The organism is Flavobacterium sp. CFBP9031, assembly GCF_034044945.1.
GTDB lineage: Bacteria > Bacteroidota > Bacteroidia > Flavobacteriales > Flavobacteriaceae > Flavobacterium.
This window is the reverse complement of sequence record NZ_JAXCWF010000005.1, coordinates 115,100-138,822: the sequence shown is the minus strand read 5'-3', so window position 1 is coordinate 138,822 and position 23,723 is coordinate 115,100. Positions and strand designations below refer to the sequence as shown.

General features: G+C 34.4%; 14 protein-coding genes. 3 read left to right on the top strand and 11 right to left on the bottom strand.

The features are described from left to right. Positions 1-61: 61 nt before the first annotated feature. Together SOM12_RS10335 and SOM12_RS10330 are read right to left on the bottom strand one after the other, a co-directional pair. Entirely contained in the window at positions 62-2,824 is a 2,763-nt protein-coding gene (locus SOM12_RS10335) for an AsmA-like C-terminal region-containing protein (RefSeq protein WP_320493373.1), read from the bottom strand. A gap of 52 nt (positions 2,825-2,876) precedes the next feature. Then, positions 2,877-3,458: a tRNA-(ms[2]io[6]A)-hydroxylase gene (locus tag SOM12_RS10330; protein WP_095928023.1), complete on the bottom strand. Its 582-nt coding sequence runs from the start codon at positions 3,456-3,458 to the stop codon at positions 2,877-2,879. Positions 3,459-3,571: 113 nt separating this feature from the next. Between SOM12_RS10330 and SOM12_RS10325 the strand changes: the two genes are divergently transcribed. Further along, a complete protein-coding gene (locus SOM12_RS10325; RefSeq protein WP_320493372.1) occupies positions 3,572-4,813 on the top strand; it encodes a glycosyltransferase in 1,242 nt (413 codons plus the stop codon). A gap of 42 nt (positions 4,814-4,855) precedes the next feature. On the opposite strand, the gene SOM12_RS10320 is transcribed toward SOM12_RS10325, so the two are convergent. The 8 genes from SOM12_RS10320 to porU all read right to left on the bottom strand — a co-directional run bounded on the left by SOM12_RS10320 (position 4,856) and on the right by porU (position 17,239). Beyond that, positions 4,856-5,734 carry a helix-turn-helix domain-containing protein gene (locus tag SOM12_RS10320; protein ID WP_320493371.1) on the bottom strand — a complete coding sequence of 293 codons (879 nt, stop codon included), beginning with the start codon at positions 5,732-5,734 and terminating at the stop codon, positions 4,856-4,858. 99 nt (positions 5,735-5,833) lie between these two features. Further along, a complete protein-coding gene (locus SOM12_RS10315; protein ID WP_320493370.1) occupies positions 5,834-6,364 on the bottom strand; it encodes a carboxymuconolactone decarboxylase family protein in 531 nt (176 codons plus the stop codon). A 467-nt stretch (positions 6,365-6,831) separates the two neighbouring features. After that, complete coding sequence (locus SOM12_RS10310) at positions 6,832-8,679, bottom strand: hydrolase/aminopeptidase (protein WP_320493369.1); 1,848 nt, start codon at positions 8,677-8,679, stop codon at positions 6,832-6,834. 116 nt (positions 8,680-8,795) lie between these two features. Further along, entirely contained in the window at positions 8,796-10,430 is a 1,635-nt protein-coding gene (locus tag SOM12_RS10305) for a pyruvate dehydrogenase complex dihydrolipoamide acetyltransferase (RefSeq protein ID WP_320493368.1), read from the bottom strand. Between the two features lie 4 nt (positions 10,431-10,434). Next, positions 10,435-11,433 carry a pyruvate dehydrogenase (acetyl-transferring) E1 component subunit alpha gene (gene pdhA, locus SOM12_RS10300; protein WP_095928018.1) on the bottom strand — a complete coding sequence of 333 codons (999 nt, stop codon included), beginning with the start codon at positions 11,431-11,433 and terminating at the stop codon, positions 10,435-10,437. Between the two features lie 159 nt (positions 11,434-11,592). Further along, complete coding sequence (cdd, locus tag SOM12_RS10295) at positions 11,593-12,075, bottom strand: cytidine deaminase (RefSeq protein WP_095928017.1); 483 nt, start codon at positions 12,073-12,075, stop codon at positions 11,593-11,595. An 80-nt stretch (positions 12,076-12,155) separates the two neighbouring features. Then, a complete protein-coding gene (gene porV, locus SOM12_RS10290; protein WP_320493367.1) occupies positions 12,156-13,361 on the bottom strand; it encodes a type IX secretion system outer membrane channel protein PorV in 1,206 nt (401 codons plus the stop codon). A 41-nt stretch (positions 13,362-13,402) separates the two neighbouring features. Beyond that, the gene (gene porU, locus SOM12_RS10285) at positions 13,403-17,239 is read right to left on the bottom strand and encodes a type IX secretion system sortase PorU (protein WP_320493366.1); all 3,837 of its coding nucleotides are present in this window, start codon (positions 17,237-17,239) and stop codon (positions 13,403-13,405) included. Between the two features lie 212 nt (positions 17,240-17,451). Between porU and gldJ the strand changes: the two genes are divergently transcribed. After that, on the top strand, positions 17,452-19,137 hold the full coding sequence (gene gldJ / locus SOM12_RS10280) for a gliding motility lipoprotein GldJ (protein WP_095928014.1): 1,686 nt from the start codon (positions 17,452-17,454) through the stop codon (positions 19,135-19,137). A 117-nt stretch (positions 19,138-19,254) separates the two neighbouring features. After that, the gene (locus SOM12_RS10275) at positions 19,255-20,538 is read left to right on the top strand and encodes a UDP-N-acetylmuramoyl-tripeptide--D-alanyl-D-alanine ligase (protein WP_320493365.1); all 1,284 of its coding nucleotides are present in this window, start codon (positions 19,255-19,257) and stop codon (positions 20,536-20,538) included. A gap of 38 nt (positions 20,539-20,576) precedes the next feature. Here SOM12_RS10275 and SOM12_RS10270 read toward each other — a convergent pair whose 3' ends face one another. Beyond that, the gene (locus tag SOM12_RS10270) at positions 20,577-23,456 is read right to left on the bottom strand and encodes a helix-turn-helix and ligand-binding sensor domain-containing protein (RefSeq protein ID WP_320493364.1); all 2,880 of its coding nucleotides are present in this window, start codon (positions 23,454-23,456) and stop codon (positions 20,577-20,579) included. Between the last annotated feature and the right edge of the window lie 267 nt (positions 23,457-23,723).

Genomic DNA, 23,723 nt, shown 5'->3' with positions numbered 1-23,723 from the left:
TTTACAATATGACAAAGGTTGATATGTTGAGATCCAGTTTGGAATTTTGTAGTTTGAAATTTTAATCTTCAGTGTCCTTAGTTTCTTCCAGGTCTTCAGTTTTTCTTCCCACTTTTACTTTTGGATTATCCTGTGTTCCTGTTACAGTTAACGGAATTCCAAAAATACCAAAAGGAGGCAGTCCTAAACGCATTTTTAGGTTAAGTCTTCCGTCTAGGCTTGATGTTCCTTCGATTCTTGGTCTAAAGCCAGCAAACTTAAATTTAAAGCGCTCTACAGTTATAATATTGTTTTTAACGGTTGTTTTAATATCTACTTTAGAAAGATCTGGATTTTTCATAGACTCTGAATTTGTTTGTTTGCTTACAGCATTAAACATTTTCAAACCTCTCACTTTTACATCTTTTACAGAAAGTGTCCCACCGCCTACAAGGGAAGGATAGACAGGATCCATATTTGCATTTAAGCGACCTTTTAATTGATAATCTAAAGAAACAATCCCTTGTGCTTTCTCTGCAGCGCTGGCCATTTTTCTGAAAACTTCGATTTCATTATACGCTCTTTTAATATCAAAATCAGTAGCTTTTATAGCATAATCAAAATTTGCTTTTTGCGGAGTTACAGCTTGATAATTGGCGTTCATAGAAACGTTGCATCCAATTAGGTTGAAACCAGTATTTTGCATAGTTAATTTACCATTTTTCATGGTTAAATTTCCAGTTGCATTTTGCAGATTTAGTTTGTCGAAATTAACTTTTTGTGCATTTGCGAATAACTGTAAATTCAAATTGTTTGGAATGATAATAACGCCAGTTTGGGTGTTGTTTGATTGTTTGGCTTCTGTTTTTGGAGCTGGACTTTGTGTTACAGGTGTATTAGGATCTACACTCGACATAAATTCGTCAATATTGATATATCGAGAAGTAACTTTAAAAGAGCCTCTTAAAACGCCTGTATTGGTCATGGCGTAATTGAAAACATTCTGTAAATAACCATTCATTTTAAAATCAGATTGTCCGTAAGCGGCCAAGAAATTATTGAACGACATTTTATCCTGATTGATTTTGAAAATTCCTTCTTTGATAATGAATCTCTTTGGAAGATATTCAGAAGCAATTCCGATGTTTCTTAATTCAAGAGTTCCTTTATTGTTTAGTTTGCTGTAATTTCCTTTTTCGGCATCGCTTTGTTTTCCTTTCAAAGACAAATCTGCTTTTACGAAACCGTCAAGATCAAGGCCTTTTTGCGAGAAAACTTTATAAATTCTGCTCACATCCAATTCTCCTTTTGCTTTTATGTCGTAATTTAAATCGTCAAAATTGCTTAAATAAGCTTGCACAAAAACCGGTTTTCCTTCAAAAGTAAATTGAGTTGGGGTTAAGTTTATTCTTAAATCCTCAAAAGTCCCTTTTTGGTTTTCGATTTTCGATTTAATAGTAATGTTTGTAATCGGATTTGGGTAATACGGTGTTTTTAAATAACCATTTTCTAAATTAACGATTCCGTTTGTAACAGGAAAACGCTTGTTTTTTTGATCGAATACTCCGTTTGCTTTTACATCTCCAGCCAAAGCTCCTTTTAGCTCAATATCAGGAATTCCGAGTGCTTTGGTTAGCTTTTCAAGATCAATTTTAGCTTTAAAATCGGCGTTAATTTCGGGTGTGTTTACCCCTTTAACCAAAAATGTAGATTTTAAATAATCCTGATTAATGTTCAAGGAAAGGTTTTTTGCATCGACAATAACCAGATCCGGATTTAAAGACGGAACTTTTGTTTTAATGTCTAAATTTAAGTTTGAAACAGGGAATGAGCTTTTGTTATAATTGACAAAACCGTCATTTATCTTTACATCTAAGTTCAAATCTGGAGCAATATTTTCTGAAGCGATATACTTTCCTTTTAAGGTCAGTAAAAGATTCGTATTTCCTTTCAATTCGGTTTTAGAAAGCCAAGTAATGTATTTTGGAGGAAAAGCGGTAAAAACATCATATAGATTGCTATTGTCAGATTTAATAACAAAATCCATGTTGTAACCATCTTTTAAAATGTCAAATTTTCCTTTAAAGTCAACCAGAAGCTGATTGATTTTAAGGTTGTTTTGTTGGAAAAAGAAAGAAAGCGAGTTGATGTTGACTTTTGTGATCAAATCAGCATCAATTTTTTTGTTCATTAAATAAGGTTCGTCTTCATAAACGATATTTAATTTCTCGATTTTAGCTTTCGAATACAAATCAAAAACTGCTTTATTCAAATCTCCTTTTCCTAAATAATTAAATCCGTAAGCATCAAAATGGACTTTTGTCGATTTATCGTCGTAAATAATTTTACTATTCAAAATCTCAATTCGCTCTAGTTTTAAGGCAGTGTCGGAGCTGTCTTTTGGTTGTGAAGCCTGTTCCTGAGATTTATAAATGTTGTAATTGGCTTCTCCATTTGGATTCACTTTTACATTTATAAAAGAATCGGATAAATAGATCTGGTCAATTTTTACCGATTTGCTGAAAATAAGACTCGCTACATTGATTCCGAAAGAAACCTCTTTTGCAGTGATAAATTTTTCGTTTGTATATGGAGCTGAACCATTTAAACTTAAATTATCTAAAGTTAAAGTAAGAGAAGGAAAATGGCGGAAGAATGAGACAGAAACGTCAGAATAATTTAGTTCTGCGCTTAATCTTTCATTAGCTGTTTTCTTTATTTGCTCTTTTATTTGATCCTCAAAGACGATAGGCGTTAAAAATAATAATCCTATAATAACCGCGAAAGTTATTCCGAAATACTTCGCAATTTTAAAAACGATTGATCTGGACTTACTTTTCTGCATAGCGAATAGTGGTGTTTAAATATGAAAATAGAGTAATAAAAAAGAGCGTAATTTATCCGTGAACGGTTTCGTTTTTACCATAATTAGTAATAATCGAACCTTCATATTCAATCCATTCTTTCCAGCGTTTATCGATATCAATATTATCTTGATATTTTCTGGCAAATCCTAAAAATGTAGTGTAATGGCCAGCTTCAGAGATCATTAAATCGCGGTAGAATTTTGCTAATTCTTCATCTTTAATGTTTTCAGAAAGTACTTTAAAGCGCTCGCAACTTCTAGCTTCGATCATTGCAGAAAACAATAATCGATCGCAAAGTGCATCTCTACGGCTACCATCTTTTTTCATGAATTTAAAAAGTACATTTACGTAATGATCTTTTCTTTCGCGGCCTAAAGCAAGTCCGCGTTGCTTTATAATGTTATGAACCATCTGAAAATGTTCCAGTTCTTCTCTTGCAATTTCAAGCATTTCGGTTACCAATTCTTCGAGTTCAGAGTTGTAAGTAACGATACTAATCGCATTTGAAGCCGCTTTTTGTTCGCACCAGGCATGATCCGTTAAAATTTCTTCGATATTTGACTCAACGATATTTACCCAGCGCGGGTCCGTAGCTAATTTTAATCCCAACATAATTTCCCACCATTTAGATTTTGCAAAATTAGTGTTTTTTTACGACCGAATTTCAGGAAATTGGGTGCAAATCCGCGGAAAATAGTATTATTTTGTAATATGAAACAAAGATTATGAATCAAATCAAAAAACTTTTAATTATAGGGTTTGTCTGGCCCGAGCCAAAGTCTTCTGCAGCAGGTGGAAGAATGATGCAATTGATTTCTATTTTCAAAGAAAATGGATTCGAAATTACTTTTGCAAGTGCGGCTCAGGATAGTAATTTTATGGTTGATTTGTCTGAGTTTGGAGTAATAAAAAAGAACATCGAACTCAATTCTTCCACTTTTGATGATTTTATCTTGGAATTAAATCCAGATGTTGTCTTGTTTGATCGCTTTATGATTGAAGAACAATTTGGGTGGCGCGTAATTGAAAAGTGCCCAAAAACGATTAGAATTTTAGACACAGAAGATGTGCATTGTTTAAGAACGGCGAGGCAAAAAGCTTTCAAGGAAAATCGCATTTTTGAAATCCAAGATTTGTTATCTGAAGAAGTAGCAAAACGAGAAATTGCCAGTATTTTAAGATGTGATCTGTCTTTGATTATTTCTGAATTCGAAATGAATATTCTAAAAGATGTTTTCAAAATTAATGAAGACTTATTTTTTTATCTTCCTTTTTTGGTGGATGAAATGAAAGAAGAAGAACTTTTGAAATTGCCTTCTTTTGATGAACGAAAAAATTTCATTTTCATTGGAAACTTTCTTCATGAACCAAATTGGAATACCGTTCAATATTTGAAAGAAGTAATCTGGCCTTCTATAAAAAGAGATTTTCCAGAAGCCATTTTGGAAGTTTACGGAGCATATCCCTCACAAAAAGTACTGCAATTGCATCAGCCAAAAAATGGTTTTTATATAATGGGAAGGACTGAAGATGCCAATGAAGTTGTGAAAAAAGCTAGAGTAGTTCTAGCGCCAATTCGTTTTGGTGCGGGTTTAAAAGGTAAGCTTTTAGAAGCCATGCAATGTGGAACGCCAAGTGCGACAACGTCAATTGGTTCTGAAGCAATGCATGAAAATTTGCCTTGGAATGGTTTTATTGAAGATGATTCGGTTGAGTTTGCAAAAAAAGCGATTGAGCTTTATAAAGATGAAAATCTTTGGAGACAATCACAAAAAAACGGAATTAAAATCATTAATAAATGCTATCAAAAAAGCACTTATTCAAGTCAATTGATTTCATTGATAAATTCACTTTTAATAGATTCTAAAAGCCACCGACTTCATAATTTCATAGGAAATCTGCTGCAGCATCACGCTTATACAAGTACGAGATACATGTCTAAATGGATAGAAGCGAAAAATAAGTAATTAGTAACAGTTTTACAGTAATCAGCAAACTGCGACTCTAAACTAAGCATCCATTTTTCCAAAACCTACCGTTTCGCGATAAATTTGTGGAGAAACATCGGCATTAGTTTTAAAGAAACGACTGAAATAATGTTCATCATCATAACCTAATTCGTATGCAATTTCTTTGACCGTTTTGTTGGTCATGTATAATTCCCTTTTGGCTTCAATGATGATTCTTTCCGAAATTAAATCTGTTAAGGTTTTATTGAAATAATTCTTAGATAATTTTGCCAAGGCTTTTGGAGAAATGTTCAATAATTCAGCATAGTTTCCAGCAGAATGTTTCGTTTTAAAATTCAGTTCAATGGCATCTTTTAAGTTTTGGAGAATTACGGGTTCTTTAGAATCTGGAACCGATTTCATTTCTTCCAATTGTTCTGTTTTTAATCTTGAAGCGGTAATTAGAAATATTTTCAAATAAGAAATCAATAATTCATACTGCGCCAATTCTGCATTTTGAATTTCAGCTTTCATCTGATCAATTACCATATTAAAAGTTTGTGAAGCTTGTTCTGTAACCTGAACATACGGAGGCTGATAAATATTATTGAATAAAACGCCATTGCAAGAAACTTCTTTTTGATGCATGTGAATGCAATAGAAATCAGAATGAAAATGGATTGCGATTCCTTCAATTGGTTCGCTTACACAAAGCATAAAAGGCTGGTAAGGCGAAAAGGCGAGAAGTGAATTTTCTTCAAAATGATGTTCTGCAAAATCGGCTTTTACTTTGCCTTTTCCTTTGGTTACCCAAATTAAAGAGTAATAATTGTTTCGCTGCAAATGATCAAAATAGCTGTTGTCTTCAAAAGGAAGGATTTTAAAGGCCAAATTTCCATTCTGCGGATTTATTAAAGTGAAAACATTTTGAGCGCTCATATTCGGTCTTGTTTTTGAAAATATAAAGATAGTTATGAAATAAATTCACAACTATCTTTATAAATTGTTTTTTGTTATAGTAATTGCGTAAATCTTGATTTAAACTGTCGGAAAGTCTATTTGAGTATTTGCTACATTGTTAAAGTAGTTTGTCAATACATTCAAAGCTACATGAGCGATAGTTTCTGCAATTTCAGCATCTGAAACTCCTGCGTTTTTAGCTTTGTTTACATCTTCGTCATTTACTAAACCGCCTTTGCTGATTAGTGTTTTAGCCAATTTTAAAATAGCCTCTGTTTTGGCATCATCGGAATTTCCTGTTCTCGCTGCTTTTAAAATTGCAGGATCTGCTTTTACCAATTTTTCTCCAATAAAAGTGTGCGCTGCTAAACAATAATCGCAAGAGTTGCTTTCTGAAACCGCCAAGGCAATTAATTCGCCTGTTTTTGCGCTTAATTTTCCGTGGCTTAATGCACCGCTCAAATTCAAATATCCTTCCAAAACGGCTGGAGAATTTCCCATTGTTCTCATCATGTTTGGAACAACGCCTAATTTTGCCTGAACTGCGTTGAATAAATCTTTAGTTTTTCCTGTTACTTCTTCTGGGTTTAAAGCTGTTAATCGTGTCATTTTATTTAATATTTAATTGCTATTATTTGTTGTTGTCTTTTGACATTACAAAGTTGCGACGATTACAGATTTTAAAACATGGAGAATGTACGCTATGTGATGGACAATTTTCCCCAGTGGTTTTTCAGGAGCTAATCCCGCTATCCGTTGCAATCTTTTGTGCCGAACCCCGGCACAAAAGGATTTCCACTTCTATCGGGGCTAGAACACTCGTTTTCATAAGATTGTTTTCGTTTATTTGTCATCCTGACGAAGGAAGGATCACACTAGAAATTCTGCAAACAATTAACACAATCTTGTCATTTCGACGAAGGAGAAATCTTCGCGAGTAACTCCGCAATGAGAATCCAATCTTTGTCGAGCTTCTTGTGAAGATTTCTCCTTCGTCGAAATGACAAATAAGGCGTAAAAAAAAAGTGGCTATTCCTAAAGAACAGCCACTTTTTAGAGTTATAATCTTGAAAAAATTATTTCAAAACACCTTCAGCATCCTGAATTGTAGTTGCATGATAGCCAGATTTAGCTTTGTCAAATACTTGTTTAGCCCAAATTTTTCCTTCTGGAGTTTTAACCATTTCTTTATAAAGCATCATAATAGAGCCAGTTCTGCTGCTTCCAATTAGGAATTGTTCAATTGCAGGATTTGCTACTTTATATTGATGACGAATTGCCTGAACAAACCATTGGCGTTTAATGATGAAATTACCGCCTTTAGTAAAGTTGAATTCTTTATCAATTGCTTCCATTTCTTTTGCAGTAATATCAACAGGAAGATGATCAATAAAATGCTGTTTTTCTGCTGTAGTTGTGATTTTTTTGCTTAAACCTGCAACGCCAGTTTCTCTCCAGCTTTTTTGAATAGCATCAATGGCATCAAAATCTGCAGAACTTACAGGAAGAATGTTTGACGGAATTCCTGGTTTGTAAATCCAGTTGTCTAATTGGATTTTATCTGCTAAAGCTTTGTCGCCTTTAATAAGGTTTTCGTTGATGTATTTAACGAAATCTTCTGTTGTAATAGATTGAAAAGCGTGAGAATCAAAATAATTTTTAATAAACGGATCGAATTTTTCACGCCCGACAGCATTTTCAATAACTCTTAAAAAAGCATATCCTTTTACGTAAGGAATCATACTGATACCTTCATCAGGGTTTCTTCCTGTCAAGCTAACTTTTAATCTTGTGTCTGGATTTGTATCTCCATATTCGGCAACATTATCAACCAATTCTTTATTGGTGATAACATTCTGCATGTCAAATTCTTTCTTCCCGAAGATTGCTTCTCCAATTCTATGCTCAACATAAGTAGTAAAACCTTCGTTTAACCAAATATCATCCCAAGTTGCGTTTGTAACTAAGTTTCCGCTCCAGCTGTGTCCCAATTCGTGTGCTAGTAAACTCGTAAGAGAACGATCTCCAGCAATTACTCCCGGAGTTAAGAAAGTCAAGTTTGGATTTTCCATTCCGCCATAAGGGAAACTTGGAGGTAAAACTAGAACATCGTAACGTCCCCAGCGGTATGGTCCGTATAGTTTTTCGGCAGCATTTACCATTTTTCCTAATTCAGCAAATTCATAAGCAGCGCTTTTTAGAACAGATGGTTCTGCGTAAACTCCAGTTCTGTTGTCGATTGCTTGAAATTCGATATCTCCAACAGCAATTGCCATTAAATAAGAAGGAATTGCTTTGTCTTGTTTGAAAGTATAAACTCCGGTATCATTTTTCTTCTGCGGATTTACAGCGCTCATTACGGCTAATAAATCTTTAGGAACCGTAACTTTTGCATTGTAAGTAAAACGAATTCCAGGTGAATCTTGACACGGAATCCATGTGCGTGACCAAACACTTTCGCCTTGAGAGAAAACAAAAGGTTTCTTTTTGTCTGCAGTTTGTTCTGGTTTTAACCATTGCAATGCCACAGCATCTTTAGTGGTGTTGTAGTAAATATTTACTTTGGTTGTATTGGGTTCGATTGTAATATGAAGCGGTTTTCCGTGAAATTCAGTGGCTGCCCCAAGTTCGAATTTGGTTTCTTTTTCGTCATCGCCTAAAGTTACTTTTGTGATGTCTAAAGTGTTTTCGTCGAAAATAATTTCGTTCCCTTTGCTGATGTTATCAATTGTCCAAGATGCTTTTCCTGAAATTGTCTGTGTATCAAAATCAACTTTAATATCAAGATCAAGATGTTTTACAACAGCAAGTTCTGGTTTAGAATAACTGTGTTCGTCTACAACGTTGGTTGGTTTTTCTGTTTGCTCTTTTTTCTGGCAGGCAATTGCTGTCAGAAATAAAGTAACAAGAATTAGTTTCTTCATTTTGTGAGGTTTTGAATTTGAGGATGAAAATTAAACAAAAAATCCCGTCCCGAAAAACTTCGGGACGGGATTTTATTATGGATACCTTCGACTTCGCTCAGGCTGGCAATTTGAAATTATGCCAACATTGTAACTGGGCTTTCGATGTATTGTTTTAATGTTTGTAAGAACTGAGCTCCAGTTGCACCGTCAATTGTTCTGTGGTCACATGCTAATGATAACATCATTGTGTTTCCAACTACGATTTGACCGTTTTTAACTACTGGTTTCTCAACAATTGCACCTACAGAAAGGATAGCAGAGTTTGGTTGGTTGATAATTGAATTGAATTCAGTAATACCAAACATTCCAAGGTTAGATACTGTAAAAGTACTTCCTTCCATTTCTTGTGGTCCTAATTTTTTGTTTTTAGCTCTTCCAGCAAGATCTCTTACAGAACCGCCAATTTGAGATAAACTCATAGCATCTGTAAATTTCAATACAGGAACTACTAATCCGTCTTCAACTGCTACAGCAACACCAATGTTTACGTGGTGGTTGATGATGATAGCATCTTCTTTCCACTGAGAGTTGATTTTTGGATGTTTTTTCAATGCTAAAGCACAAGCTTTGATTACCATATCGTTGAAAGATACTTTTGTATCTGGAACGCTATTGATAGCAGCTCTTGCTTGCATTGCTTCGTCCATACTTACTTCGATCACTAAGTTGTAGTGAGGCGCAGTAAATAAAGATTCTGCCAAACGTTTTGCAATGATTTTACGCATTTGAGAATTTTTGATCTCTTCTGTGTAAACTTCTCCAGCAGGAACAAAAACTTTTGGTGCAGCAGGAGCAGACGCTTCTTGTTTAGCAGCAGGTGCAGAAGCAGTTTGCGCTTGAGCAGATGGAGTAAAGTTCTCGATATCGCTTTTCACGATACGTCCGTTTTCTCCAGAACCTTTAACTTGAGATAATTGGATTCCTTTGTCAGAAGCAATTTTCTTAGCTAATGGTGAAGCTAAAATTCTTCCTCCGTTTGAAGTTTCAGCAGCAGCTTCAGGTGCTTTTTCAGCAGCAGGAGCAGCTTTTTCTTCTGCAGCAGGAGCACTTGCAGTTGCAGCGCCTCCAGCAGTAAAGTTGTCAGCAACTCCAGAAATATCAGTTCCTGGAGGTCCAATGATCGCTAATAAGCTGTCAACAGGAGCAGTGTTTCCTTCTTGAATTCCGATATATAATAATGTACCAGCATTGAAAGACTCAAACTCCATAGTAGCTTTGTCTGTTTCAATTTCTGCTAAAATATCTCCTTCAGCTACAGTATCGCCAACTTTTTTCAACCAAGTTGCTACAGTACCTTCAGTCATTGTATCACTCAAACGTGGCATAGTTACAACTATAACACCTTTTGGTAATTCAGCAGCTTTTGCAGGAGCAGCAGTTTCAGTTTTTGCTTCAGCAGCAGGAGCATCCGCTTTTGGAGCTTCAGCAGCAGGAGCATCACCACCAGCTAAAAGAGCAGATATATCTTCTCCCTCTTTACCAATGATAGCTAATAATGAATCAACTGGAGCAGTTTCTCCAGCTTGAATTCCGATATGTAAAAGAGTTCCTTCGTTAAAAGATTCGAACTCCATTGTTGCTTTGTCTGTTTCGATTTCAGCTAAGATATCACCTTCGCTTACTTTGTCGCCTACTTTTTTAAGCCAAGTTGCTACCGTTCCTTCAGTCATAGTATCGCTCAAACGAGGCATTGTTACTTTAATCGCCATGATATTATAATTTATGAGGTGTAAATGGATAGTCTTCTTGTGCGTATACTACATCGTATAATTGTTGTAAGTCTGGGTATGGAGATTCTTCAGCGAATTTCGCACACTCTTCAACTAAGTCTTTAACTCTTTGGTCAATTACTTCAATTTCTTCTTGTGTAGCATATTTTTGATCCAAGATTACGTCAAGAACTTGAGTAATTGGGTCGATTTTTTTATACTCTTCAACCTCTTCTTTAGAACGGTATAATTGAGCATCAGACATAGAATGTCCTCTGTAACGGTACGTTTTCATTTCAAGGAAAGTTGGTCCATCTCCGCGACGTGCTCTTTCGATAGCTTCGTGCATTGCTTCAGCAACTTTTACAGGGTTCATTCCGTCAACAGGTCCGCAAGGCATTTCATAACCTAAACCTAATTTCCAGATGTCAGTGTGGTTTGCAGTTCTTTCTACAGAAGTTCCCATTGCGTAACCATTGTTTTCAACGATAAATACAACTGGAAGTTTCCATAACATAGCCATGTTAAAAGCTTCGTGAAGAGAACCTTGTCTAGCAGCACCATCACCAAAGTAAGTCATAGTAACACCGCCAGTGTTGAAATATTTGTCTGCAAAAGCAATACCAGCTCCCACAGGAATTTGAGCACCTACGATCCCGTGTCCTCCGTAAAAACCATGTTCTTTAGAGAAAATGTGCATAGAACCTCCCATACCTTTAGAAGTTCCTGTTGCTTTTCCTAAAAGTTCTGCCATTACGTTTCTAGGATCAACTCCCATACCAATTGGCTGAACGTGGTTTCTGTAAGCAGTAATCATTTTATCTTTGGTCAAATCCATAGCGTGCAGTGCGCCAGCTAATACAGCTTCTTGACCATTATATAGGTGTAGAAAACCTCTAACTTTTTGTTGAATGTATAATGCTGCAAGTTTGTCTTCAAACTTTCTCCAAAGTAGCATGTCCTCATACCACTTTAAATATACCTCTTTTGTAACTTCTTTCATCTGAATTCTTTCTTTTGCTAAAGTTGTTTGTGTTATCGATTATTGTGCCTGTAACGCAAAATAGTTTCCTCCCACAAATTTGCGCCCGAAAGGTCGGGATGCAAAAATAAGACATTACATTTAAGAACTAAAATTAAAACGATACTTTTTGGCTTTTTTTTACAAGAACTTTTTGTCGAACATCAATGGGAGTAAATTTTTTAGGGATGATGATTTATAAATTTCACCAATTTCTCCCATAAAATAGATTTCAATAGGGGTGTCTTGTTTTATTTCGTATTCTGCTATTGATTGTCGACAAGATCCACAAGGCGGAATAGGGGCAGTGGTCTGATTGATGTCTGACGCTGCTGTAATTGCCATTTTTAAGATTTTTGCTTCTGGATACGTACTTCCTGCGTAAAAAATCGCAGTTCTTTCTGCACAAAGTCCAGACGGATAAGCGGCATTTTCTTGATTAGAACCTAAAATAACTTTTCCGTTATCTAAAAGCAAAGCGGCTCCAACTTTAAATTTTGAATAGGGTGCGTAAGCTTTTTTTCTAACCTCAATAGCTTGATGCATTAAATCCTGAATTTCAGTTGGAAGTTCATTTAGGGTATCAAATATGGTAAATGACGTTGTTATATTGATTTCTTTCATCTGTTTTTAAGGGAAAAAAAATCCAAATTCCTAAAATGCCGGAATTTGGATTGAATTATTTTTATTTTAAACTTTCTCTATTAATACGTTTCGTATTTGTCTCCAAAGTTAAACGTTAAAGAGAAACGAAGTGTGTTTTCTAAAGGATTTTTTATTTTAGATGCTGAGAATAAGTACGACACATCGATTTTCATAATGTTGTATTTGAATCCTGCTCCTAAAGAGAAAAATTGTTTAGCACCTTTTTCTGGGCTTTCATGGTAATATCCTAAACGCATTGCAAAAGCATCTTGATACATATACTCTGCAGCTACGCTATACGTTACTTCTTTTATTTCTTCTTTAAATCCGCCTGGTGCATCTCCAAAAGACTTAAAGATTCCTTGAAACCAGCCAATGTCGTTATAATTTTTATAACCAATGTCTGTTGCTTCTTGTTGAGAAATATCTTCTGGATCGTCAAAATCACCATCGCCGTTTACGTCTACAGGTGTTCCAATTCCTGGAGGAGTCGGAACTAAAAGTTTAGTAAGCTCAGCACTTAAAGTAAGTTTGTTGTAATCATCAAAGATAAAATCAAATCCTCCTCCTAATCTTAAATTTGCAGGTAAGAAGTTTGTGCTTACGTCGTCATTATCATAGCTGATTTTTGGTCCCATGTTTTGGAAGTTAACACCGGCTCTCCATCTACCATTGAAATCTTGATAAGCAATTTCTTCAGATTGGTAAAAAGCGGCCACATCAACAGCAAAAGATCTTGCAGATGTAGCATCAACTTCTTCTGAAGCAACTTTTAAGTTTGAACTGATGAAACGTCCGGCAACAGCCATCGAGAATTTCTCGCTTAATTTTAATGAATAAGATCCGTCTAAGGCAAATTCGTTTGGATTTACTTCTCTTACGGCTTCATTTGGGTCTCCAGTGTATCTTAATTCAATTCCTCCAAAACCAAAATAGCGAAAACTTCCTGCAAAGGCACTTTTTTCGTTGATTTTGTTGTAGTACGTAATCTGACCTAATGAGATATCATTGGCAAGATCTGTTAAATAAGGAGTGTAACTGATAGAAAGCCCTTGTGCATCTTCAGAAAATGCATACTTTGCAGGGTTCCATTGTTGAGAGAAAACGTCTGCAGAAGTGGCGACACCTTGATCTGCCAAACCTGCTGCTCTAGCATCAGCAGCGACTAATAAAAAAGGTACTCCGGTAACAATAGGTCTTGATTCCTGAGCCCTAGAATTGTAAATGCTAAAAATACAAATTAATAAAAGTGATAGTTTTTTCATTTATGGGACTAATGTTTTTGGTGGTGCAAATATATATAATATTATAGGATGACAAGCTTTTCGTATTTTTCTGCTTTTTTATTTGTTAAATTAGATTTTACAGTCAGTTTGTAAATATACACTCCTTTTCCGATTTTGTCACCAAAATCGTCTCTTCCGTCCCATGTTATTTCTCTAGATAAAAAACCTTCTGTTGTAATCGTTTGATTTTTTGTCCAAACTACTTTTCCTGTAATAGTCATTACTTGTACTTGTACGTCTAATGGTTCATAAGGTCTATTGTGCGAAAACCAGAATTGGGTATAAGTTGAAAATGGATTTGGATAATTAAGAACGTGTGATAGTGTCAAGGAATCGTCTCCTACCACTGTAAATTGGATTTCACTCGTTACGGGATTATTGTAAACATCCCAAGCGGTAAAGCTTATAGTGTGCAGTCCAGGGGCTAAATTTCGGAAAGGAAAACGTAAATTTCCATTAGTGTAATCGTCTAATTTTGTTTGGTAATAATCATTCAAAATATAAGGATTACTCACATCTCCGTCTAAAATAGCGACAATATCATGTCCGATTCCACTTGCTGTATTAATTCCGTTTTCATCTTCTAAAAAAGCCAAAAGAAAAGGCGATTCATTCGTTATTCCACCAGATACAAAAGTTTCGTCGTTCATATATAACTTCACTTTTGGACTTATATTGTCCTGAGGTGCATTTTCGTTAATTCCTCCAATTTTGATCGTATTGTTGTATCCTGTTTGGTTTTCTAGCGATTCGTTTTTCTTTGAATAAAAACTGATTCTGCCGTTGTCAACAGGAATTCTAATGTCTCTAGGGACAACAAAACTAAATTCGAATTGTCCGTTGGTAACAGATGCATTTCCTCTAAAAATGGTTTCTCCCAAAGTTTTAAACTGCATTGGAGGGCTAAATCCGTCATTGTTTAAAGTGGTGTTTGTGATTAATTTATCGAAAATGGCCGTTGCCAATTCTCCATTATAATTGCTTAAAAGCGTATTGTTTTCGTCTGTGATTTCTCCTGAAATTTTAATTTTTGACAATGATTTTAAATCAGGAATTGCCTGCGAAATCACAATATCGTTTACTTTAGTTAAATTAATTCGGGGTTTTGCAATAGCAAGCATCAAAGCAGGATCTCCTAAATAAAATACAACATTGCTGGAAGAACTTGGATTTTCGTTTTTGGATATTCTTAAAGACTCTGCAATAGTGTTGTATTGATTTGAGCCATAAGAAAGAAGGTTTTTGCTGAGTGTTCTGTTGAATTCTTCTGCGTTTGCCTGTCCGATTTCGCGAATGGTTGTCAGCATTGAAATAGCTCCTCCTTTTGGATTCCAGAAAACATATTCGCCAGCGGTTGGTCTCGTCGGATCATCAAAACGAGAAAATTCGCAGGTAATGGTAATAAATAAAGGATATTTGTATTGATTGGCCAGGTTTTGCCCATCCGATTTTTCCCAAATTCTTTCGCTTGCTAGTCCGTCCTCTCCACCATGACCTAAATAGTTAAATATTAAAGCACCTTTTTCGAAAGCATTAAAAAAGTCGGTTCTTGCTTTAGGATATCGCGCTCCACCCGCAGAAGCTTCTTGCGTATAAGCGTCTAAAAATATTTTATCAATATTAAAAAAAGGCTTTTCGGTTGCAATTTGATCTGCAAGAGCATTTTGGTTGGCTTGTAAGGTCTGATCACCAGCTTTGTCTGAATCGTCACTAATTAAAACAACATTATTTCTCCAATTTCCGTATGATTTTGTGTCATAATATTCAAAGACTTTGTTCACCATTTCCTGTGCTTGGGCATTATCTGAAACTAACATTCTTCCTACGGCTATGTCTATTCCTGCAACAGACGGAATAATAATTCCTTCGTTAGGATCCATTAATCCGTAAAAATCATCAGAAGCAAATGAAGATTCTCCGACTGTATTGCTTATTAAAGATTGATATATAGGTACAATATTGGAATTGTTTGAGATACGATCTTTATAATCAAACGAAGCATCTCCAAATAAGTTTACATAGCGTACTCTTTTTTCTGGCGAAGAAGCATTGTTGTAGATGTATCTGATGCAGTTTCTAATAGCGGCAATATCTTGTTTGCCAGAAGAAAATTCTTGATAGATGTTTTCTAATGCAATCACTTTTACATTTAAATTGGAATTGGTTCTATGAAAACTCGCTAATCTTTCGGCCTGTGACGCTAATACCTTTGGAGTTATAATTACATAGTCAATATCTTGAAAAGAGCTTTGATTGTTTCTGAAAAGCGTTCCTTTTAAATTCTGGTTGGCAACTTTTGACTGATTTTCTTTTAATGGTGTATAATAATCAGAAGCATCTATTGCAATATATTTTCTAACTTCTCCCAAATTGGCCTTAAAGCTAAAAGAGGTTTGATTGGCATTTTCGATTTTATATGCATTATATAGGTCAGTAACGTCCCAGATTTGTGTTATTCCAGATGCGTTTCCGATGGTGTAATTGACAATTCCTGCTTTAGAGCCAGCATCATTGTATTGAAAATGAAATTGTTTGCCTGTTCCTAAAAGTTTTCGTTTGGCAGTAAGATTGATATAATCTAAATAGCCTTTAGATCCCGGAACACCATTATTATTATAGGTAAGCTTTATTTTGATATTGTCTGTTCCAGTAAATTCGGTATTAGCTGGAAGTTTTCCCGTCCTATATTTAGTGTCAGAGTTTGCAATTAAAGAAGGAAAGCTTATAGATCCCGCATTTTGTGTGTTTGCAGCTATTGAAAAAGAAGTGTTGGTTAAAGACGCAGATGCTGCACTTACTTCTATTTTTACAGGCACAGTGGTATCAAGGTTTGGAAAAGTAAAAGAAAATTCCTGTTCCTGATTAATATCAAACGATTCGCCGACCCATTGACGACCAAGATGGACAATGTTGGTTTGGTCGATTTCATGATATTGATAGTCATCAAACGTGTTTAGCTCTAAGGTGCTATTTCCTGAAGGCTGATTTAAGTTTGGAATTCTTTTTCCGTCTCCGCCAGAAGCTGTAATATAATAATAGGACTTGGTGTCGTATAAATTTAAGTTAGTTTGGTTTTCAGAACTCCAATTGTCGGGGCCTTCGGCATAAAAAAGAATGTAATCTTCATTGTTAAAAACGCCATCATTTTCACCTATTACCTGTATAGTGTTTTCTGTTAAATCATCAGGATAATAACTGTCATTAGGAAGAGGTAACATTCTTCCGCCATTTCCATAGATTTTAATTTTTCTCGGGTCAGCTTTAGAAGCGTCAAATCCTAGGCTTTGTAAAAAAGATCGGTTTATTCTGTAAACACCAGATTTCTGAATATAAAAGCGATACCAATCACCAGATGCTAAGACCGAATTTGAAATTGCTGCCGATTTTTGAAAGGAAGAAGTAGACGCCGTTCGTCCTGTTGTGTTACTAATAAAGTAAGAAAAAGATTTGATGCGTTTGTAGCTGTTTCCTTCCTTAATTATAGGAGATAAGGAGAGAAAAGTATATCTTATGTCTCTTGCATTGGTCACTATTAAGGATTCATTTGGTTTTTCTGGAATGTTTTCAAGTGTTAAATCTCCTAAATCTGCTCTAGAAACCGACTCATAAATGACATTACTAATTTGTGCCGAACTACTGCCTGAAGCGTTAGGTTGATTCAGATTTTGCAGGAACATTATGTTTTTTTTTGTAGTGTCGAAGCGAAAACTACTTCCTGAGAAGAATGGAATTGTAATTTTATTTTCGCCATAATTTACCTCTTTTTTGTTTTGCCAATCTATCGTTATACTCCCATTTATCTGGGAAAACGAAAGAATTGGGATCAGTAAAAGAGAGATAAGAATTGCTTGTTTCATGAGTTAAAAAACCGAAATTTAATTAAAAAATAATTAGTAAGTAAAAATATAGTATTTCATGTTACAGTAAATAATAAAAAGTATATTTTTGCGTTCGTAACTAAAGGTTATTTTCTGGAAAAAACAGCTAAATAAAATTATTAGAACAGATGTTGCCAATTAAATGTTAATTATTATATTGCAGCACCTAAATTTATCACCTAAGAATGAGTATGAAAGTAAACAAAATTGTAGTCTTGCAGTTAATGATGTCAATGGTATTGATGTTGGGCACGGCTAGTTGTAGCAAAAAATCGAGTTCGAGCCATGCTTCTAGAGCTACAGGCTGGGATGTAGATAGTCAGAATGGAACTGCTGCCAGAAATGCAGGTAAAAAACAACAGGCTGGTCCTGGTTTGGTTTTTGTTGAAGGAGGTACGTTTACTATGGGTAAAGTACAGGATGATGTTATGCATGATTGGAATAACACGCCGACTCAACAACACGTTCAATCATTCTATATGGATGAAACCGAAGTTACGAACGGTATGTACTTAGAATACCTAGAGTGGTTAAAGAAAGTTTTTCCACCAACAGAAGAAAATTACAAGAATATTTATGAAGGAGCATCTCCTGATACATTAGTTTGGAGAAATCGTTTAGGATACAACGAAACGATGACTAATAACTATTTAAGACACCCATCTTATGCTAACTATCCTGTAGTTGGTGTTAACTGGATTCAAGCAGTTGAGTTTAGTAAATGGAGAACAGACCGTGTTAATGAGGCTGTTCTTGAAAAAAGTGGTTATCTTAAAAAAGGAGCTAAAACTGCAGATGTAAGTGCAGAAAGCTTGTTTAATACTGAGGCTTATTTAGCTTCTCCATCTACTACTTATGGTGGAAACGAAGAGTTAGTATTGAAGAAAAATCCAACAGGAAGAAAACCTAGAGCTGGTAAAGACGGTGTAGTTCCTGAAGAGAAAAACGTTTATGCTCAGCGTTCTTCTGGTATCATTTTACCAGAATATAGACTTCCTACTGAAGCAGAATGGGAATATGCAGCTGCTGCAGACGTTGGACAAAGAGAATACAACATCTACAAAGGGCAAAAGAAATATCCTTGGTCTGGAGATTATACACGTTCTAACAAACGTAAAAATAAAGGTGATCAATTGGCTAACTTTAAACAAGGAAACGGTGATTACGGTGGAATTGCAGGTTGGTCTGATGATGGAGCTGATATTACGAATGAAGTAAAAAGTTACGCACCAAACGATTTCGGTCTTTATGATATGGCAGGAAACGTTGCAGAATGGGTAGCTGACGTTTACAGACCTATTATTGATAATGAAGCAAATGATTTTAACTACTACAGAGGAAATCAATATGCTAAAAACAAAATTGGTAAAGATGGTAAACTTGAAATCGTTTCTACTGCTAATATTAAATATGATACTTTAAGTAACGGTAAAGTTATTGCAAGAAACCTTCCAGGAGAAATTGCTCAGATTCCAGTTGACGAACAAGAAACATATTTGAGACAAAACTTTAGCACAAGCGACAATATCAATTACAGAGATGGTGATAAACAATCTTCTAGATATTTTGATTTTGGTGACTCAGAGTCTGGATCTAAAACAGAACAGGCAATGTACAACTCTCCTAAACATAATGTTACAACAGACAGTTTAGGAAAAATGATCAGAAAATACGATAACTCTAGTAAGCGTACTACTTTGATCGATGATAAAGTAAGAGTTTACAAAGGAGGATCTTGGAGAGATAGAGCTTACTGGTTAGATCCAGCTCAAAGAAGATACTTCCCACAAGATATGGCAACTGATTACATTGGTTTCAGATGTGCAATGTCTAGAGTAGGTTCTAAAGCTGAAAAAAGAAAATCTCCTAGAAACTAAGATTTAGGAATTCAAATAATAAAAATTCCAAATTCCAAAAGCTGAATATTCAGTCTGGAATTTGGAATTTTTTTATTGTTTTTTTTCTACTTTTATGACATATTAAAAAAATTATAAATGAATATTCAAGACATTCATAACTTATATTTAAAGTGCAGTTCTTTGTCTATCGATACAAGAAAAATCGAAAAGGACTCGATGTTTTTTGCTATTAAAGGAGAGAATTTTGATGCTAATACATTTGCGAAAGAAGCATTAGATTTAGGAGCTTTATTTGTTGTTATTGACAACGAATCTTATTTTATAGACGATAGGACTATTTTGGTAAAAAACAGTCTGGAGACGCTTCAGGAACTGGCAAAGTTTCACCGTACTTATTTAGCGCTCCCAATTGTTGCTTTAACAGGTAGTAACGGAAAAACGACAACAAAAGAATTAATCAATGTTGTTTTGTCAAAAAAGTTCAAGACAAAAGCGACTGTTGGTAATTTAAATAACCACATTGGTGTTCCGTTAACATTGCTTTCTTTTACAAAGGAAACCGAAATCGGAATTGTAGAAATGGGGGCCAACCATCAAAAAGAAATTGAATTTTTATGTCAGATTGCACAGCCTGATTTTGGCTATATAACCAATTTTGGAAAAGCGCACTTGGAAGGTTTTGGCGGAGTTGAGGGTGTAATCGCAGGTAAAAGCGAAATGTACCAATATCTTTCTGCAAACCAGAAAACTGTTTTTGTAAATTTAGAAGATCCGATTCAGATTGAGAAATCAGCAGGTATAAAGTCTTTTACTTTTGGATTAAAAAAAGAAAAAGCAGACTTAAATATCGAGAATATTACGGCAAATCCTTTTGTTGCTATTAAATACAATGATTTTTCAATAGAATCTCATTTAATTGGTCTTTACAACGCCAACAATATAAATGCGGCTACAGCAATCGGAAAATATTTTGAGGTAAACGAAAGCGATATTAAAAGTGCTATTGAGAATTATATTCCGGCTAATAATAGATCTCAAATGATGCAAAAAGGCTCAAATGAGATTATTTTAGATGCTTATAATGCTAACCCAAGTAGTATGGCGGTGGCGATTACCAATTTCTTGCAATTGGACAAGAAAAATAAGATTATGATTCTTGGAGATATGTTCGAATTAGGAGATGAAAGTCTTCACGAGCATAAAGTTATAATTGATTCTTTAGCAGATCAAAAACAGGCTTTATGTTTTCTAATAGGAAAAGCCTTTTTTGCGAATAAGATTTCGAGTGAAAATATTCAATTTTTTGAAACATTCGATGCTTTTGCCGAATTTTTAAAGACTTTCAGCTTTGAGTCTAATATGATACTGATAAAAGGTTCTCGAGGTATGGCCTTAGAACGAACTTTAGATTATATTTAATTAAAAGAAAAGCCATTCAAATTTGAATGGCTTTTCTTTTATATGCTCATTAAGAATCCGATTAGGTTTTCCTTTTTGTTTAAGCCTAATTTCTTTCTTAGACGATAACGAGCTAACTCGACCCCACCTGTAGAAATGTTCATAATTTCGGCTATTTCTTTGGTAGACATATTCATCAATAGATAAGTAGATAAATCTAATTCTCTTGGAGAAATGGTTGGATATTGTCCTTTTAAACGCTTTAAAAACTCAAAATGAACGTTTTTAATGTGTTTTTCGAGGTCTTTCCAACTCTTGTCTGTATTTACTTCTTTTACAATGCTTTTGTGTAATTTGCTAAACTCAGATTTGGTGGTTTCGTCTAAAATTCCAGTGTCAATATCTTTCAGTTTATGTATAATCCCGTTTAAAACTTTGTTCTTTTTTACAACCTGTAAAGAGTTGTTTACTAGTTCTTTATCCTTAGCTAAGATTTTGATTTGAAGCTTGTCGTTTTTCAGCTTTTCAATTTCTTTTTCCAAATCATGTTGTTCATGTCTAATTTTAGACTCCTTTTCAAGATATAGTCTTCTTTGTTCGATGGTTTCATAATATCTGTTTTTTCTAATCTTCAGTTTAATTCTAACAGAGATTAAATACGCGCCAAGCAATATGAGCACCAGATAAAATAGGTAAGCCAAAAAGTGTCTGTACCAAGGCGGAGAAACTGTAAATTCTACTTCTGTAATGCTAGATTCTATGCCATAACTATTTCTGGCTTTGAGTTTCATCACATAATTGCCTTCTCTTAGATTGGTATATTCTTTTATTGCTGTCGATGACCATCCGCGCCAATTTTCTTCGAAAGGTTCTAGCTTATAGGAATACATTACATTTTCCTGATTTTCATATGTTGGCGACGCAAAAGTAAATTTGACACGATTGTATTTATACGGTATGCTGTAGGATTCTAGTTTATGGGCCAAATTACCAGTTAAAATAGTGTCTCCAGGATTCGTAAAGCTTTCAATAAAAGCTTTTGGCTTTGTCATAAAAGTGTTTGGAATAGTGGAGTTATAATGCGCCAAACGGTCTGTTAATCCTATAAAAACATTTTGCGGATCTATTGCATTTACGGATATGTAATTGTTAACCAAATTCCCCGTTAAATTTGAAAAAATAGCTTGTTTTTTCGTGAAAGTTCCCTTCTTGTTTTTGACTAATACGCCCAGAGATTCGTTAAATGCATACCAAAGGTTTCCGGCAGAATCTTCAATTAAGGTATTAATAGTAGGAATTCCGGTGAATAGGTTTGTTATTTTTTTATCTTCAAAAAAGGCTTCCTGCTCGACAGAATATCTGAAAAAATGATTTTTTACCTGAAAATAGACTCTGCCATTTATATTTTGCAGACTGTTTATGCCTTTGTACTTTTCTGATATGTTGATGTGCTTTTTTATGAAATCAAAGCGCTGTAAATCTTCAGATAGTTTTACTTGGTACAAGAAAGGGTTTTTCTTTAGCCATAGATAGTTCGCATCAATTTCTATAGAAAAATTATTGGTCGTTTCATCAAATCCTTTTACTTGATGTAAATAATCGTATCCAGTTGCTGATCGTTTAAAGACTGAAAATCCATTATAACTTTCACCTATAATGTAGTTTTCATGATCAGGTATTTTTTTGAAGCCAAAATATCCTTTATTGTCCAGTATTTTTGATACCCTATTGTTTTCAATAATTAAAGCTCCACTATTACTGGCGCATATTAATACATTATTTAAAACCTGAATGTTCCAAACTTGAGAGATTGTTCCTTCGACTCTTGTAAACGGACTGTCTTTAAAAGAACCTCCCCAATTGTGATAAAATAATCCCTGATTGGTGGCAACATAAAGATTCCCGTTATACATCGTAGAAGCGTATACTGTACCTATATTATAACTGTAGTCAAAGTAGGAGAAAGGAGAATTTTCATTTATGAAAGTGATTCCATTATCAAGTCCGAGCCAGATATTGCTTTTATTGTCAACAAATGAAGCAAGAATTGTATTGTTCTGAATTCCTTTTTGGCGGTTTAAATGCTGGATTATTTTTCCGTTTAGATCGCAGATAATCGCTCCGTCTAACACCGAATTAAGTATTATAAATTTATTTTTGATGATAGATCCACCCAGCGAAGTATTTTTCTTTATGAATTCATTGGCTTCAGTTGCCCAAGGTTTAATAATGCCATTTTCGGATACAAAAAGTCCTTTCTCTAAAGTAGCATATAATAACTTATTGTTAGACAACGGGAAAAGTGACCAGATCTCTTTGTCATTAAACACAGTGGTACCTTTTATTGCAGTAAGTCTTCTGTTTTTGTATTCGAGTACGCCTAATGTTTTGTCTTGAAAATAAAGTCGATTGTTTACTAAAAATGAAAATTGAAATTTATGAGGAGCTGTAAGTGTGGTGACTTTTTCATTTTTCAGAAAAAATACTTTGCTGAAAGACTGAAAGATAACTTCTCCATTAAAGATGTGAATTCTCCATATTAGATTAATGTTTTCTTTGTCTATTGGGCTCAATAGATTGTAAAGAGAATGGTATTTTAAAATTCCTTTTTCGTCGTTTTTGAAATAGCCAAATTCGTTATTTCCTCCGACAAATATCCTTCCTAAAGCATCAATTTTTAAGCTTCTAATCTCAGATTTGTTCGGTAAAGAGTATTTATGCCAGTTGGAGCCGTCAAATTGAATTAGACCGCTGTTGTTTGCAAAATAAATATTTCCATTTTTATCCTGATCAATACTCCAGTTTTGAGTTCCTCCTTTATATTCTGATCGTTTATAATTTTTTATATCTGGAATTCCAATATTTTTTACCTGCGAAAAACCTTTAAATTGTAAGAATAATAGTAAAATTAATGTAAAAATTCTAACTATGGATTTCATAAAATTTTAAATATATTTTTATTAGAAATGCTTTATTTTGATTTTATATTGTTGATTTATCAATGATGATAAATCTCGTTTTTTGATTTATTTACAAATTATAACGTAATAGTTACTCTTCTGCTAATGTAATATACGTTTTTTTTAATTAACATTTTTATAACATTTTTTTTTAAAAGTTAATATTAAGTAAATCAAATATTTAAAATATAAATGTTGTGTTTTTGTAGTGTGTTAAGATTTAGTTTGAAGTGTTTTTGTAAAGAA